Genomic DNA, 15872 nt, shown 5'->3' on the forward strand with positions numbered 1-15872 from the left:
TCTCCCCAGACTTTTACAATGCTTATCTCTCCTGAATTGGGCTTTTCTCGAACCTTACCTTTGAGTGTATTTAATCAGCTTAGGGAATTGTTAGAACAAATGGCCCAAGCTGTAGAAAATGTCACTGTGGTACTGACGGAAGCTGTACTGGCGAGAATTTGTTTACCACTAGAATGGGAAAGGCAGAAATTTACACTAGTTGTCTCAGAACAATTCAGTGCGCTGTTACTGGGTAAGCAGGAGGATGGAGGGGAAAATGGAGAAGAAAACGGTGAAAAACCAGGGGAAAGCCGAATAGTATCGAAAAACAAGGAAATTCAGCATTTACTATTAAATACAACCTTGACCTTTAATGCTGAAGCGATCGCCTCATTTATTTCTAAACTTAAAAATTGCTTTGACATTTATTCCTCAACATACCATAGTCTCGAAAATTACAAGCAAATTATCCGCACCAATGATTCCACTAAGCAAAGTCAATTCACACTATTATTATTAGAACATTTCCTCCCATCAGTTAAGCCCAGCACCACTGTCAATGAACAAGTAGTCAACACAGATTGTGATGCTTGTGCAGAAATAGAAGCAGCCTTGAATAAAAAGATTGCTCAAGAGCAACTATTAAATCAGGTGACAACCCAAATCCGCAAAAGTTTAGATTTGGGAGTTATTATGGCCACGGCCTTGACCCAAGTGCGGGAGTTTTTAGGTTTAGATCGATTAGTAATTTATCAATTTGAACCTGCTAAAGTTAAGTATCCATTTCAGTTACATAAAACAGGAGAATATAGTTCTATTGCTCCAATAGAACCAAAAAATACTGGCTATGTTCTCTACGAAGCCCGTGCCACAGAAGCAATTCCCTCGGTGTTAAATGTGCCCACAGATGAATGTGTGGATAAAAATGATCGCTGTTGGGATAAATATCGATGTGGTTTTACTTTGGTGGTAGACGATGTAGAAAAGACCTATGGTTTAGAAACTTGTTTTTTAGAATTTCTGCAAAAAAATCAAATTCGAGCCAAGTTAGCTACCCCAATTATGTTTGAACAGACATTATGGGGATTGTTAATTGCTCATCAATGTCATGCACCCCATCAATGGACAGACAATGAGAAAAGTTTATTGAATGCCATCGCGGAACAATTAGCGATTGCCATTCATCAAACAGAATTAATGCGATCGCTTGGAGATGCAGCACGTAAACTCACTAAGGAAAAACAAACCTTAGAACAAAGGGTAGTGGAACGAACCATTGCCCTGAGGGAAGCATTATTAGCAGCAGAAGCCGCAAGTCGCTTAAGAAATGAATTTTTAGCCACTATTAGCCATGAATTACTCACACCGCTCACCTATGTAATTGGCATGTCTTCCACCTTATTACGGTGGCCTTTAGGTGAGTTAAGTCAGAGGCAAAGAGATTATTTACAAACCATACATGACAGTGGCGAACATTTACTAGAAATGATTAATGACATCCTGGATTTGTCACAAATCGAAGCAGGAAAAACAGTATTAAATATTTCTGAATTTTCATTAATCGAAATAGCCCAGGAAACCGCAGAAGCCTTACGAGAAAAGGCCGAACATGAAAAAGTCACCCTCAAACTAGATTTACAAATCCATCCTCCACGCGATCGCTTTACCGCAGACCTGGGTAGAGTAGAACAGATTATCTGGAATCTTGTTTCTAATGCCATTAAATTTACCCCAGAAGATGGTGTAGTTACCTTACGTTTATGGGTAGAAGATGACACAGCTATCTTTCAAGTAGAAGACACAGGAATTGGCATACCGGAAGAGCAGTTACCCCGACTTTTTGAAAAGTTTCAACAATTAGACACACCCTATCGTCGTCGTTACGAAGGTACAGGACTTGGTTTAGCTTTAACGAAGCAATTAGTTGAGCTACATCGAGGACGAATTGAGGTAGAATCAACAGTTGGCATTGGTTCAATATTTACGATCTGGATTCCTAATCAATTAAAAATTAAAAATTAGCCAGTAAAAATAACAAACAAATGATTAATTTACCCAAAGGATTAATAATTTCTTGTCAAGCACCAGTCAATTCTCCTTTACATCATCCCATGATCATTGCAGCCATGGCCCAAGCTGCTGTAAATAATGGTGCAGTTGCCGTGAGAATTGATACACCTGATCATATTCAAGCTGTGAGAGAAAAAGTCGATGTACCAATAATTGGTTTATGGAAACAAGTTATACCCAATTATGATGTTTATATTACACCCCAATTTCATCATGCTGTAGCTGTAGCTGAAGCAGGGGCAGATATTATTGCCATTGATGCAACTATCAGAAATCGTCCTGGTCATGAAACAGTAGCAGAAATCATCACCCGCATTCACCAGGAATTAGGAAAACCAGTCATGGCAGATGTGGATACAATTGCATCTGCAAAATTAGCAGTAGAAGCAGGTGCAGATATTGTCGGGACTACTTTATTTGGGTATACAGGAGAAACTAAAAATTGCACTCCTCCTGGTTGGGAATTACTCAAGCAAATTGTCGAAAACCTTGATGTTTTTACTATTTGTGAAGGGGGAATTTCTGCTCCAGAAATGGCCAGAAAAGCTTTAGATTTAGGTGCAGATGCAGTGGTAGTTGGCACGGCAATTACTGGCATCGATTTGTTAGTGCAAGCTTATCATTTATCAGTTATGAATCAGAGATAATTGTTAGTTTTTGAAAAAATTAACTTGCTTTTAACTTGTGACAAATAGTTAAATTTCTCTGACCGTCAATTCTGGTGATGACATTATTTTATCTGCGAATTATAGTATTGATTGCCACTACTTTGTATCAAGCGATCGCTTGTTGGCTAGAAGATTGCACACCTCCACCAGGCCAGCGAGTAGATATAGGAGGTTACCATTTGCACTATGTCACGGCTGGTACAGGATATCCAACTATCGTTGTAGATCATAGTTTGGGTGGAGTTGAGGGTTATCTGCTACTGGAAGAATTAGCAAAACTCTCACGGGTCTGTATCTATGACCGAGCAGGTTTTGGTTGGAGCGATATTAGTCCCTATCCTCGGACTAGCAATCAAATTGTCACGGAACTTGATACCATGCTGACCCGTGCTGGATTAGAACCACCTTATATTCTCGTGGGTAATTCCTTTGGTAGCTACAATATGCGTCTTTATGCCCACCGATTTCCCGAAAAAGTCATGGGACTCGTACTTACTGATGGTTTGCATGAATCCAGGATGTTACAAATGGGTCTTGCTCTTAAAGGACTACAACTATTTTTTATATCGGGTTTTCTCATGTCTATTTTCGGGTCTGGATTAGGGCTAATTAGAGTTATGAATTTGTTGGGAGTGTTTGAATTAATCAAGCCAGAACTGCGGAATTTTTCCACTGCATCTCTTCAGCCCGTAAAACGCTCTTTTTGTCGCCCTAAACACTGGTTGACCATGACACAAGAAATTCTCAATTTAACTACAAGTGGTCGCCAAATGTTTTGTGCTAATAATTTGCAGAATCTACCCATTGTCAGTATCAAAGCTCAGTCTTTTTTCAAAGTTTCTCTCATCACTGCCTTGATACCTTTGAAAGCAGCGAATCAATTACGAGAGCAGATACAGCTTGAGTTAATAAAACTTTCCACTAACTGCATTCAATTAGATGCCGAAAACAGCGGTCATTTTGTTTGGATTGATCAACCAGATGTCATTACCAAAGCCGTTAAGTTGCTGTTGAAATCGGTAAATGAAAATAATCACTAGCTTGCACTACCTCCTGCCATGTTTTCGTTTCGTATCACATAAAGTTAAGTAGAGACGTTACATGTAACGTCTCTTTTGATATGCAAATTACCTTGAATACAAAAATTGCCTATCCTTGATAAGGATTGTCAATTGTATCGACAGAAACCTTGGCAGATAAGGGCAGACGACCAGGATTTAACCGTGGTTCAGCAGCATAACCAACCGGTACCAAAACAGCAATACCAATATGAGGATGATCTGCTGCACCAATTACAGCTTTGACCTGTTCTTCAATCCAACCATTCATAAAACAGGTGGATAAACCTAAACTTTCCGCAGCTAATACTAAGTGGGTAGCAGCAATCATCGCATCTTTAATGGCATATTCTCGACGCTTGTCTCCTAACCCTGCTTGGAATTGAGGAATGGCATTTTTAAAATAGTTAATAGTACCTTCATTCCAGGCACCAATTTCTAAAGCTTGATTGAAAATGGGAGTTAAATCTTCTTCCCCAGCGGTAGCATCTCCAGCAAAGACAAAGGTCACAGGTGCTTCAATAATTTGCTTTTGGTTCCAAGCCGCAGCAGATAATGCTGCTTTTTTTGCTTCATCTTGAACCAAAATAATCCGCCAAGCTTGAACATTAAAACTACTAGGTGCAGCAATAGTTAATTCCACTAATTGCTGTAGTAATTCTGGTGCTATGGGGTCTGTTTTAAAAGTTTTAATGGAACGACGCTGAAGGATCGCACTGGGAACGTCTAAGGCTTTGATTTCAGTGATTGGACTCACGCGCTTTTCCTCTAGTTTATTTGATTGCTGGGGCTAGACTAGCGTTTTTTGTCCTAAATTTCAATCTTTCATCGGTGTCAAATCTAACTTCTCTCATTAAAACAACCGCAAAGATATTCTCTGCGGTTGCTGGCAAAAATAACATGGATTTACGATGTAATTTTAAATATATTTTAGCCCTATCTTAACCATAGAGATTTCCCGATTTCTATACATAGTTTTGTTGATAGGAGCAATGGATATTAATCCCTATTCAAACATTCTCTAGGAGGCAAGATAAGGAGTTAAAGCTTTAGCTAAAGTGGTTTTAGGAACTGCACCAACAACTGTATTAACTTGCCGACCTCCTTTAAATACCATCAACGTGGGAATACTGCGAATTCCATAGTGGCTTGCTACTGTGGGATTTTGGTCGGTATTGAGTTTGACCACTTTCACATGGCCTGCGTATTCAGCCGCTACTTCATCGACCACTGGAGACAGCATTCGACAAGGGCCGCACCAAGGGGCCCAAAAATCAACTAATACTGGATCTTCACTATCCAATACTTCTTGTTTGAACGTTGCCTCAGTTACATCAGTGACGGATGACATGATTGTCCTCCTGAATTTAAGTCAATAACTCGATATTATCCAAGAATTAGCGATCGCTCAAAATTGTAAGAATTAATTTGGTTTGCCTTGACAACCTGAAAACAAAGGACTTTTTAGCTAGTTTGCTGAGTATTACTTCCCTTTATAGATGTACTACACTGAATTTGGGAGTTAAAATGGCAACAGATAATTAACTCAGGTACATTATGATGAGCGATCGCGACTATACTCTAATCATTGATAAAAGTGGCAGTATGTCCACTCCTGACCAAGCTGGTGGTAAAAGTAGATGGGACACAGCCCAAGAATCTACCCTAGCTTTGGCGAGAAAGTGCGAACAGTTTGACCCTGATGGCATCACTGTTTACGTATTTTCTGGTAGATTTAAACGTTACGAAAATGTCACCTCCGCCAAAGTCGCGCAAATATTTCAAGAAAATGATCCTGCTGGGACAACGAATTTAGCTAGTGTATTACAAGATGCGCTAAATAATTATTTCCGACGCAAAGCTGCTGGACAAGCTAAAGCAAATGGAGAAACAATTTTAGTAATTACTGATGGTGAACCTGATGACCGCAAAGCAGTATTTGAGGTCATTATTCAAGCAACTAGACAAATGGAAAGAGATGAAGAATTAGGCATTTCTATTATTCAAGTTGGTGCTGATGCACAAGCGAAAAAGTTTCTCACGGCTTTAGATGACCAGTTACAAAGCGTAGGCGCTAAATTTGATATTTGTGACACAATAACTTTAGACGATTTAGAAGATATGAGTTTGGCAGATGTATTAATGAATGCTATTACTGATTAATTATTAAAAACTACTGAATCTGAAATCAAAAAGTTCAAATAGACCTCTTGTCAAAATTTTAATTATGGCGTTTTAATTGACTAAATTTACATCATAAATAATTGAACAAGAGGTCTAAATATTTAATTCAAGATGATTGTGAGTTGATTATTGAAAATTATCAATATTAAATTAATTGCTGGAGGAAAAGACAATGTTAGAAAATCGTGATTACACTTTAATTATTGACAAAAGTGGCAGCATGGCTACCCCAGACCAAAAGGGTGGTAGAACAAGATGGGTAACAGCCCAAGAATCTACCTTAGCTTTAGCTAGTAAATGTGAACAATTTGACCCAGATGGCATTACAGTGTATCTGTTTTCTGGTAGGTTTAAACGGTATGAAAATGTTACTTCTGGCAAAGTAGCACAAATTTTTCGCGAAAATGATCCCTCTGGTACCACAGATTTAGCTGCCGTATTAAAACATGCTACTGATGATTATTTTCAACGCAAAACTAGTGGTCAAACTAAACCCAATGGAGAGACAATTTTAGTGATTACGGATGGTGAACCTGACGACCGTAAGGCAGTGATGAAGGTAATTATTGAAGCCTCACGCAAGATGGATAGAGATGAGGAATTAGCTATTTCTTTCATCCAAGTGGGTACAGACCCCCAAGCAAGTCGTTTTCTCAAAATTTTAGATGATGAATTACAAAGTGCGGGAGCTAAATTTGATATTTGTGACACGGTAACTATGGAAGATATGGAGGATATGAGTTTATCTGAAGTTTTACTCAATGCCATTACTGACTAGATACCAGGGATGAAAATCACAAATTCACAAAGCAAGTAGGAATTATCAATATGGATGATATTGAGAAGCTATTAGCTGAAATTAAACAAGAATATCAAGGTCAAACAGGTGGGCAATCAAAACAATTAATTACCACACAACCTGTTAACATATCAACAACAACAGGAGATGTGTTAGTAGATAGTTTGTTAGCCTCTGTTAAAGCTGATTTTGCTGCCCTAGATGCAGCTGAAGAACTAAAAAAACAGGCAGAATTAGAACAAGAAAGAAAACGACAGGCACAAATCAAGGCTAAAGAATTAGAGAAATTACAAAAACAAGCTCAACAATGGTTATCGAAATTAGACCCTTTATCCTCAGAAGGTTTATGGTTTGAGAGATTTGCAGAAAATTACCCCTCTAAATTAGCAGCAGCTATAGAATATTTGCAAATCAATCAGTAAATTTTAATTGTTTTTGCTGTGAGATAAATTTTCTACAGCCCATGTGTGCATGGCATACAAAACGGGTTTTAAACTTGACCCTAAGTCTGTGAGTGAATATTCTACTTTTGGTGGAATTTGGGGATATACTTCTCGATGAATAATGCCATCATCTTCCAATTCTCTTAATTGTTGAGTCAGCATTTTCTGTGTAATTCCTGATAATGAACGTTGCAGTTCTCCAAAGCGTTTAACCCCATCCATGAGTTCACGAATAATTAATACCTTCCATCTACCACCAATAATTTTCAGTGTGGCTTCAACTTCACAGGTTAGTATCTGATGGGTCTCAACTGCCGAATTCAGTTTCATTTTGTTTAGTGATTTAGGTAGACGAAATAAATAAGGCTTTAAACCATTTATTGATGATTGTATTCAGAGTTTGTTTGATTTGATGCTGACGATTCCACTTTTGGAAAGCGAGTTCGTAGTCTTCTCCTTTGGAGAGGAAGGTATTCCAAATATCGAGGGTGATGAATAAACCGCAGGAGAGAATAATATAAAGTGACCAGGAAAGAGTCCCACCACCGATAAAATCTGCAACGAGGAAAAAACTATTGATAATGGCATAGTTACCCAGACGTTTTTTAAATTTGCTGCGACGGTAAATATCAAAAGCCTGACGCTGTTTCACTTCTGTTTGCTGTGCTAACCAGTCTTGTTGTGCTGCTTGGACAGCATCGGGAGATATCTGTAATTCTCCAGCGATTTCCAAAATTTGCTCATAGGAAAACTCTTGGTTTTGAGCATTGGCTTGACGAGCGATCGCTAGTTGTAGAATATGTTGTACATCTTCTTGGCTATAGGTGCGTAAACTGTCATGTTCAAACGCCGTCATAATTTTATCTCTAATCACAATTCTCCCTTATACTATCTACACTAGCAAATCTCTGGGGCGTTGGATATCAGCTAGTGGGATGGTTTCAGGCAGCAAAAAACAGATGAGAAAAGCCGGAAAATTTTAAAATCTTCTCTCAAACTCAATTACAGCCCGACTATCATCTGTTAAATTGGTGGAAGAACGCAGTCGAAACTCATCATTAATTCGGTAGTTAATCCCCCATTGAAATGGGTCGTCTGTAGTTAATATTTTGATGCCAGAAATAGAAAACTTAGAGGAAATATCTACACCAGCTTCTAAGGCTAATTCTAAACTAGAGTTACTTCTAGGTGCTTCCGGTCTATCAGCAATAATAGTAGGAAATAGCCGTAATTCACTTAAGCCAAAGGCGCTACCAATTTGGTTAAATGCACTTTGGAAATTATTAAAAACTGCGGAACCTGCTATGTTAATTAAACCTAAGGTACTATCAGCACGACCTTGGGTATCAACAAAACCTCCACCTAACAAAGTGACAATTTCTGTTTCTGATCGACTAGGGCTACTTTTGAGTTCTAAATTATCATTAATTTTGCTAGCAGAACCTTTAATATTCGCTTCTACTCTCACGGTTTCTAAAGTTGATAAACCTGTACCTTGACGGCTGATGTCAACGTTTTGGATAACATCCAGAACTTTCGCGAAGAGACGCAGATTTAAATCTGGGTTGCGGGGTTGACTACTTCTAAAAGTGGCGCTATTGTCATAACCGCGTGCTAAGTTTAATTGGGTCGTAAATAAATTTACCCCTCCTTGAGTCAATTTGATTGTACCTTCGGGAATTGGGTTACTTAAGAAACCATTTACTGTCAAATTACCAGAAGCAAGAAAATTGAAAATTGGCGGTCTGGCAATTTTTACATTTCTGCCCAGTTTTAATTCCAAATTATCTAGCTTTGTAATCCGAATATTGGTATCTGACTTATTTTGCTTGTTAACTTTCAATGATGATGAATCAATATCATCATTAACTGTATTGGTATCGCTAGCTTCTGCTACTAATACTAGACCATCCACTAATTCAATGTTGCCGCCAATTACAGGATTTAGCAGGGAACCATTAATTTGTAAATTGCCACTGGCACCACCTTGATATAAACCTTTGAGGTTTAAGACTAATTTTTCTAGATTCACATTCAAAGGATTGTTGATTTTGATATTTTGACTAGTAAAAATGGGAATTTCTCCAGCCGCTTCTACTTTACCATTGCTATATTTACCTTGGAAACTTTCCACAACTACACGGTCAAAATCAAATTGGGCTTTACCGGAAACATTGGTTAATTTTCCTGGTAAAGCTTGGGCAGAAAAACTGGCATTGTTGAGAGAGGCAATGCCTTTGACTAAAGGTTGTCTCCTCGTACCACGAATGGTTAAATCTAATTCCCCTTCTCCATCCTCGAAGGATATTTCATTAGTAAAGAGATTTAATAAGGCTAAACCTTCATCTTTAACTTTGACATCTAAATTAATTTGATTACTTTCTGGTTCTAGAGAAGCAAAAGGCAATTTATAGGGAATACTTCCTGTCACATTCACAGGTTCTGGACCAGATGCCAAGACGGTACTACCAAAATTCAAGCGGCCGTTATTGTAGCTAAAACTAGCATTGGCTGATTCAATTTTCTTTTGGTTGAGTGTGCCGTTAGTAATATTTAATTCGCCTCTGGCTTGAGGATTGGCAACACTGCCAGCAATAGCAGCAGTGGCATTCAAATTCCCGGAAATGCCTACGGGTATTTTGACAAAGTTACTTAATAATTGAATGGGGAAGTTTTTAACTCTTAATTGACCAGATTGTTCTTTTCCACCAATGTTGCCAGCAAAGTTAATTAATTTATCTTTTGATTCAACTCGCAGCGGTTGTAGCCGTAATACTCCATTGGTAAAATTGCCTTCAGCAATGACTTTATCTGCACGATAATAACGATTTGGTTCTTCTTCCCGACCCCAAACAAAGTTTTGCCCTTGTAAATTAAATTCAACTGTTGGTGCTTTGGTGGCAATGGTATTGATCGCAATGTCACCGTTAAAAATACCCTGTAAATCAATTAAATCTGGGATGGGTTTGGATGCCAAGCGTTTTTCTTCTTGGTTGGTTTGCAGAGTATCTAATTCTGACAAACGCTGAATTTGACTGAGTAAAGGTTGATTAGGTAAGCCTTGGGGATAGATGTTGGTCAGGTCTGCCGCTGTGCCGTAGGTGGGTGCAGTTAAACCCCTTTGCAGGTCTTGGAGATCAAAAATTTGGGCAGCAGCAAGAACATCTTGAATTTGCCCTTGACTAACGTTGATTTTGGCTTGAATTTGGGGTTTGCGGTTGATTTGCTGGATATTGGCGTTAAAACTGTAGCGACTTTTGCCTTTAATCAGTTCACTGTTCGTGAAGGTAGCACTATTATTGTTGTAGCGAAATAGGGTGCTAAAACGATCGCCTTTGATTCTCGCTAGTCTGGGTTGGTCAATGGCAATATTGCCTGCTGCGGCTAATGTTTGTTGATTGACTTGGAACTTGCCAGATAATAGGCCAGCAACTGCACCGGCACCTAAAGCGGTGTTATCAGGTAAGGCGATATTTAAGGCTTTGAGAGGGAAATTCTCAACATTTACCGTCCAATCATTTTCTACTGCCCTACCTGTAGCTAAAGCTTGTTGCCACTTGACTAAAAAGGCGTTGGGACGATTATTAGGACTGAGATTGACAGCCAAGCGATCGCTTTTCCCAGCTACATCCAGACTAGAACTTTGCCCTTGCTGCAAGTTAATATTACCAGTCAGCAACGGTTCAAAGGCAAAATCCTTCACCCGCAAATTTCTCAATCCCAGCATCCCCACTAAATTGGGTGCGGTGAGTTTACCTGTAATTTGCCCATTAAAATCAGCTAGACCAGTGACAGCAACATTCTGCGGTAGCTTTAAAGATACATTTTGCAGATTGTAATTCTTCGCTTGCACATTGAGATTGAGTTGGGTAATGGTGGGAATTCCTGGCTTTTGGGCATCAGCCAAGATATAGCCATTGGCATTGACATCTCTTCCCTTCGCACTATTAACAATCAATCTTTCACCATTCCAAGCGATGGCAGCATTCAAGGGTGACCTAATCCCCGCAATGCCTTGGCTAAACTGCACTTCACCAGCTGCCAACACATCCGCTAATCGACCAGACCCAAACACACCCATCACTTGTAATTGGGCTGCTAAATCCCCTTGCCACTGGGGATTTAACCGAGTTAATTCCACACCCCTACCACTTACCGCCGCTTGATAACGTCCATCTGCCAATTGGATATTTTTGGCTGTAACCGTTCCCCCAGAAACATTTAACTTAGCTTGACCAGTGGCTTGAATAGTATTGGTGCGGATAGACTCAGCTAACCCAGCCACATTAAACTCACCTGTTACCCGACTATCTCGCAGTTGGGGGGCAACATTTGCTAATCGGGGTAAAGGCACTTGATTAATGGTCAGTTGTCCTTGGTAACGTCCATCAGCTAATTGGATATTTTTGGCTGTAACTTTTCCACCATCTACAGCTAACTGCCCATCACCCTTAGCAATAGCCGTTTGCAAACTGAAATTTTCTCGATTACCAGCAACTTGAAATTTACCTGTTAATGGTGCATTCAAAATCGGATGGGCTTTTTTCAAGATTTGTCCCAACCGCACATCTTCAGCTACCAATTCCGCTGCAAAGCTTTTATCTTGTAACTTGACTTGATTAATACCCACTTTGCCACCAGCAATGCTGACCGCAGCCCCATTGGGGCGAATCTCTTCCACTTTAAAGGGGCCAGAACTACCAGCCAAATCTAAACCACCATTAAATCTGGCCCCAGCTAAGGAGACATTTGGTAATTTCTGTTCTTGAACAAAGGGAGTTAACTTGACATTAGCAGCTTGAGTAAAAGCTTGCCATTTTTGATTGGCATAACTACCATTAGCCCGAACAATACCATCACCAACATTCACCGCCACATTTTGGAACAAGACAGTGCGATCGCTATTGATAATGGTTTCACCAGAGGCTGCATATTTAGCCTTGGGTGCTTGCCATTTCACAAAAGTTTGCACATTGTTGGGTGTGCCAGTGATTTGGGCAATACCCGCAACCGTACCAATGGAAAATCCAGGATTAATGGCATAAATTTGGGCGATCGCATCCCCAGGCACATTATCCGAGGCAAAATTTAAGTTGATTTGGGATGCTTTCCCCAGCTTGATGCGGCCTCCTCCTCTCACATCCGCCCCTAGCTGGGATTTTCCTTGAATATCTTCAATCGTCAGCAGGGAATCTTGAGTTGCTAACTTAAACTTGGCACTCAATTGGGCAAAATCCACTTTATCGATGCGTGTGGATTTCAAACCAGTTACCTGACCTGATAGCACAGGGTGAGAAATTGCCCCTCCCATCTGCACATCAGCCTTCACCACCCCCAGCACTGGGAATGGCAGTTTTACTTTCAAGGTTTCTTGGGCATTAGCCAGACTCACCGCATTCACACGGGCCGCCAAATTAAAACCGTTGTGCCGATCAATTACACCTGTAGCAGTCAGGGGAATTTTGCCGTAGCTAGTCACCATCTGGTCTAGCTTAATTACCATGCCTTGAAAAGTCAGATTACCTTGACTATTACTCAAAAGCTGCGGTACACGGGGGATTGACAGGGTTACCCCTTGAACAGAGGCATTACCAAATAATAAAGTCGGGCGATCAGGAGTCAATTGAATCTGTACATCACCATTAACTCGACCAGCCTGCAAATCTAATGGCAACTTCACCAACCGGGTAATTTCTGCTGCTAGCAATCCTTTCGTTTGGATGCGAACATCACCAGCCAAACTCTTACCAGGGCGTACATCTCCTTGGATGTAAATGCTTCCCCCCGTCCCTGGCGTACCAGCTAAATCTAACTTAATCAGGCGATTCTTTTCTAAAAGTTTGGCAGTACCATTAACTTCCGTAAAACTGACAGCTACTGGAGATTGATTTGTCGGTGTTTTTCCTTGATGTGGCTGGGGTAATAATACTAATCGTCCATTCCGAAATCGCAGTTTATCTAACTCAGTGTTAATCGGCCCCCTAGCTGGTTGCTGAACAATTTTGGTGGCTAACCAGCGTCCTTGATCATCCTGATCAACATATATATCTGGGTTAATTAATGTAACATCCAATAACAACCGACGTTGACTCACTAATTGCCACAGGTCAAACCCGACTTCAATTCCCTCGATGGTCAACCAGTCTTTATCCGTAGCTGTAGCAGGTATGGTCGAACCACCAAACTTCACCCCCATCCAGGAAAAATCTGTGACTTTTCCCAATTTAATCGGACGGTTGAGGCTATTAGTGAGGTTTTTCTCGGCTACAGGCACTAACTCGTGATAAACAAAATTCTGTAGTCGCCAAGCACCACCGATCATCGCTAACAGTAAAAATATGCCGAAGGCTAAACCACCACGACTAAAGATGATCAACCACAGTAACTGACGACGAGTGGAGGAGGAGTGAGAATCTTGATTAAAAGAGTTAGACATCGGTTTTCACCCACGGGAATTGCCTGATGTTGTTGCTAACTGCTTAAACTGGCGCAATTAGCACGATATATGACTCTGACCTGGTTGGAATAAAAATAAATTTTGATATTATTCCAACATCAACCATTTGAGTATAACGGGGAGATTTCCAAAATCCAAAATGGTATGAGTTGGCTGGATAAACAAGGGCAAATTTTCAGCAGATGGTAGCAGGAGTCAGAGTGAATGATGAGGGTAGGAAAACCCGTGATCAAGGAAACACCGATAAATCTGTGATTTTATGTGCTTTTTCAACCGATTGATACATTTGCTATTTGTACATAATTCATTCTGAATTCTGACTCCTGACTTCTGTATTCTGTTTGATAATATCAACTTCAGAATTAAAGGATGGATGATGCGTGTTTTTGTACTAATTTTTAATGCAGGCACTGACAATGAGGGAATTCACTCCATTCAGGTCGCAAACCGGAATAAAATCCTCATGTTTGAGTCAGAAGATGATGCAACTCGCTTTGGTGTGATGTTAGAAGCCCAAGACTTCCCCACAGCCACAGTAGAACAAATGGACGCGGATGATATTAAGGAATTTTGCCAAGCTTATGACTATGACTGGGAAATTATCCCAGAAAACGGTGATTTAGTCCTGCCACCAGAAGCTAACGTAGAACAAACTGACTGGCAACCGGAAGATGATTCCCCATTGTCAACAAATCAGTTTGATGATGCGGATGCCGATGACACTTCACCGACGGAAATCTCTGATTCTGAGTTAGACAGCATTCGTCGCAAACTCGAAGGTTTGTTGTAATTACTCCTCCTTTTCTTCCTGTTCCCTCGCTGATGACACATTGACAAATGACCACCAACAACTGACAACTAAACAAATGACCACCAAAAATTGACAACGGACAAATGACAAATTTGCAGGAACGCGGGCATCTGTTAACCGAACAAATCAATCCCCATAGTCTGAACCTAGACCAACTCAATTCTGTGGAATTGGTGGAATTGTTTAATAGTGAGGACTTTAAGGCAGTGGCAGCGGTGGCTGAGGCAAAAATTCCCTTAGCTAAAGCCATTGATACTACAGCTGAAAGATTACGCCAAGGTGGGAGGTTATTTTACATCGGTGCGGGGACTAGTGGGCGGTTGGGAGTATTAGATGCGGCTGAATGTCCACCTACTTTTTGCACCCCTCCTGATTTGGTACAGGGAATTATTGCCGGTGGTGCTGGTGCGCTGGTACGTAGTTCTGAGGATTTAGAGGATCGGGCAGAAGATGGGGCCGGGGCGATCGCTCAACGTCAAATTACCCAATTAGATGTGGTAGTTGGCATCACCGCTGGGGGCACTACTCCTTTTGTACATGGTGCTTTAAATGCGGCTCGACAACGGGGGGCTGCAACAATTTTTATCGCCTGTGTTCCTGCTGACCAAGTGAGTTTTGAAGCGGATATTGATATTCGATTGTTAACAGGCCCAGAAGTCCTAGCTGGTTCGACTCGTCTGAAAGCTGGGACGGTAACTAAGCTGGCTTTAAATATTCTCTCCACCGGGGTGATGGTGAAGTTAGGCAAGGTCTACGGTAATCGTATGGTGGATGTGGCGGTCACAAATCAAAAATTACGCGATCGCGCCCTTCGCATTCTACAAGACCTGACTGGCTTAAGTCGGGAAGCATCTGGTTTTCTGTTGGAACGCAGTGGTAAATGGGTAAAACTTGCTCTCTTAATGCACTGGACTAATTTAGATAAAGAAGCAGGGGAAAAGCTTCTCGCTGCACATCAAGGTAATCTCCGGGCTGCTGTTGCTACCTATGAAAGCCAGCAAAAACCCTCATAGGTTCTTGATTACTCATGTCGTTTCTGGATGCTGGTGTAGTCTACCCGTAGGAATGCTGAATTTTGTGTAGAGATGTTCTTGCTGAATGTCTCTACCATAGTTTTTTCGTACATTCGTACATTTGGGGACAATTTAATATAATATTAATGTCTACATATAATATAGTTTCCCATCACTTATCCATCGCTCATTCTTGCAAATATGGGAGTATGGCTTGGTGAGATATTCATCATCCAATGTTTGAGAATTTATACCTAAATTTTGGTGTCATTGCTGTGGAAAAAAGTTTGATATTAGTTTTCTAGGCAATGTTTCTAGTTCAACATGGGGCTATTTTTTAATATTTAGTCTTGCTGACACCAATGACCTAATCATTGTGAAAAATACCTT

General features: G+C 40.4%; 12 protein-coding genes and 1 pseudogene. 8 read left to right on the forward strand and 5 right to left on the reverse strand.

The annotated features are described in order from the left end of the window. Positions 1-18: 18 nt before the first annotated feature. The 3 genes and pseudogenes from H6G73_RS10210 (at position 19) to H6G73_RS10220 (ending at position 3757) form a co-directional block, all read left to right on the forward strand. Positions 19-2001, forward strand: a complete 1983-nt coding sequence (locus H6G73_RS10210; RefSeq protein WP_190603950.1) for a GAF domain-containing sensor histidine kinase — start codon at positions 19-21, stop codon at positions 1999-2001. A gap of 17 nt (positions 2002-2018) precedes the next feature. After that, positions 2019-2696, forward strand: a pseudogene (locus tag H6G73_RS10215) (N-acetylmannosamine-6-phosphate 2-epimerase); the annotation flags it as partial. Positions 2697-2773: 77 nt separating this feature from the next. Beyond that, positions 2774-3757, forward strand: coding sequence for an alpha/beta fold hydrolase (locus H6G73_RS10220; RefSeq protein ID WP_190603954.1), 984 nt, complete (start codon positions 2774-2776; stop codon positions 3755-3757). Positions 3758-3866: 109 nt separating this feature from the next. Here the strand turns inward: H6G73_RS10220 and H6G73_RS10225 are convergent, their stop codons facing one another. Next, the gene (locus tag H6G73_RS10225) at positions 3867-4532 is read right to left on the reverse strand and encodes a nitroreductase family protein (protein ID WP_190603956.1); all 666 of its coding nucleotides are present in this window, start codon (positions 4530-4532) and stop codon (positions 3867-3869) included. Between the two features lie 264 nt (positions 4533-4796). Next, complete coding sequence (gene trxA / locus H6G73_RS10230; RefSeq protein WP_190603958.1) at positions 4797-5126, reverse strand: thioredoxin; 330 nt, start codon at positions 5124-5126, stop codon at positions 4797-4799. A gap of 206 nt (positions 5127-5332) precedes the next feature. Here trxA and H6G73_RS10235 point away from each other — a divergent pair, with 206 nt between their 5' ends. The 3 genes from H6G73_RS10235 to H6G73_RS10245 all read left to right on the forward strand — a co-directional run bounded on the left by H6G73_RS10235 (position 5333) and on the right by H6G73_RS10245 (position 7180). Then, the gene (locus H6G73_RS10235) at positions 5333-5938 is read left to right on the forward strand and encodes a vWA domain-containing protein (protein WP_190603960.1); all 606 of its coding nucleotides are present in this window, start codon (positions 5333-5335) and stop codon (positions 5936-5938) included. A gap of 193 nt (positions 5939-6131) precedes the next feature. Next, entirely contained in the window at positions 6132-6737 is a 606-nt protein-coding gene (locus tag H6G73_RS10240) for a vWA domain-containing protein (RefSeq protein WP_190603962.1), read from the forward strand. 50 nt (positions 6738-6787) lie between these two features. Next, a complete protein-coding gene (locus H6G73_RS10245) occupies positions 6788-7180 on the forward strand; it encodes a salt stress protein, Slr1339 family (RefSeq protein ID WP_190603964.1) in 393 nt (130 codons plus the stop codon). A gap of 3 nt (positions 7181-7183) precedes the next feature. Here the strand turns inward: H6G73_RS10245 and H6G73_RS10250 are convergent, their stop codons facing one another. The 3 genes from H6G73_RS10250 to H6G73_RS10260 all read right to left on the reverse strand — a co-directional run bounded on the left by H6G73_RS10250 (position 7184) and on the right by H6G73_RS10260 (position 13637). Next, the gene (locus tag H6G73_RS10250; RefSeq protein WP_190603967.1) at positions 7184-7531 is read right to left on the reverse strand and encodes a winged helix-turn-helix transcriptional regulator; all 348 of its coding nucleotides are present in this window, start codon (positions 7529-7531) and stop codon (positions 7184-7186) included. A gap of 13 nt (positions 7532-7544) precedes the next feature. Next, entirely contained in the window at positions 7545-8057 is a 513-nt protein-coding gene (locus H6G73_RS10255; RefSeq protein ID WP_190603970.1) for a 2TM domain-containing protein, read from the reverse strand. A gap of 123 nt (positions 8058-8180) precedes the next feature. Then, positions 8181-13637: a translocation/assembly module TamB domain-containing protein gene (locus H6G73_RS10260; RefSeq protein WP_190603972.1), complete on the reverse strand. Its 5457-nt coding sequence runs from the start codon at positions 13635-13637 to the stop codon at positions 8181-8183. A 397-nt stretch (positions 13638-14034) separates the two neighbouring features. Between H6G73_RS10260 and H6G73_RS10265 the strand changes: the two genes are divergently transcribed. Together H6G73_RS10265 and murQ are read left to right on the forward strand one after the other, a co-directional pair. Beyond that, entirely contained in the window at positions 14035-14448 is a 414-nt protein-coding gene (locus tag H6G73_RS10265; protein ID WP_190604051.1) for a DUF3110 domain-containing protein, read from the forward strand. 104 nt (positions 14449-14552) lie between these two features. Further along, positions 14553-15482, forward strand: coding sequence for an N-acetylmuramic acid 6-phosphate etherase (gene murQ, locus H6G73_RS10270; RefSeq protein WP_190603975.1), 930 nt, complete (start codon positions 14553-14555; stop codon positions 15480-15482). The last annotated feature ends 390 nt before the right edge of the window (positions 15483-15872 follow it).

Source organism: Richelia sinica FACHB-800 (assembly GCF_014698825.1).
GTDB lineage: Bacteria > Cyanobacteriota > Cyanobacteriia > Cyanobacteriales > Nostocaceae > FACHB-800.

Coding starts and splice junctions, on each gene's coding strand:
- H6G73_RS10210 (WP_190603950.1), top strand. CDS start 19: ATGCTTATCTCTCCTGAATTGGGCTTTTCTCGAACCTTACCTTTGAGT.
- H6G73_RS10220 (WP_190603954.1), top strand. CDS start 2,774: ATGACATTATTTTATCTGCGAATTATAGTATTGATTGCCACTACTTTG.
- trxA (WP_190603958.1), bottom strand. CDS start 5,126: ATGTCATCCGTCACTGATGTAACTGAGGCAACGTTCAAACAAGAAGTA.
- H6G73_RS10235 (WP_190603960.1), top strand. CDS start 5,333: ATGATGAGCGATCGCGACTATACTCTAATCATTGATAAAAGTGGCAGT.
- H6G73_RS10240 (WP_190603962.1), top strand. CDS start 6,132: ATGTTAGAAAATCGTGATTACACTTTAATTATTGACAAAAGTGGCAGC.
- H6G73_RS10245 (WP_190603964.1), top strand. CDS start 6,788: ATGGATGATATTGAGAAGCTATTAGCTGAAATTAAACAAGAATATCAA.
- H6G73_RS10250 (WP_190603967.1), bottom strand. CDS start 7,531: ATGAAACTGAATTCGGCAGTTGAGACCCATCAGATACTAACCTGTGAA.
- H6G73_RS10255 (WP_190603970.1), bottom strand. CDS start 8,057: ATGACGGCGTTTGAACATGACAGTTTACGCACCTATAGCCAAGAAGAT.
- H6G73_RS10260 (WP_190603972.1), bottom strand. CDS start 13,637: ATGTCTAACTCTTTTAATCAAGATTCTCACTCCTCCTCCACTCGTCGT.
- H6G73_RS10265 (WP_190604051.1), top strand. CDS start 14,035: ATGCGTGTTTTTGTACTAATTTTTAATGCAGGCACTGACAATGAGGGA.
- murQ (WP_190603975.1), top strand. CDS start 14,553: ATGACAAATTTGCAGGAACGCGGGCATCTGTTAACCGAACAAATCAAT.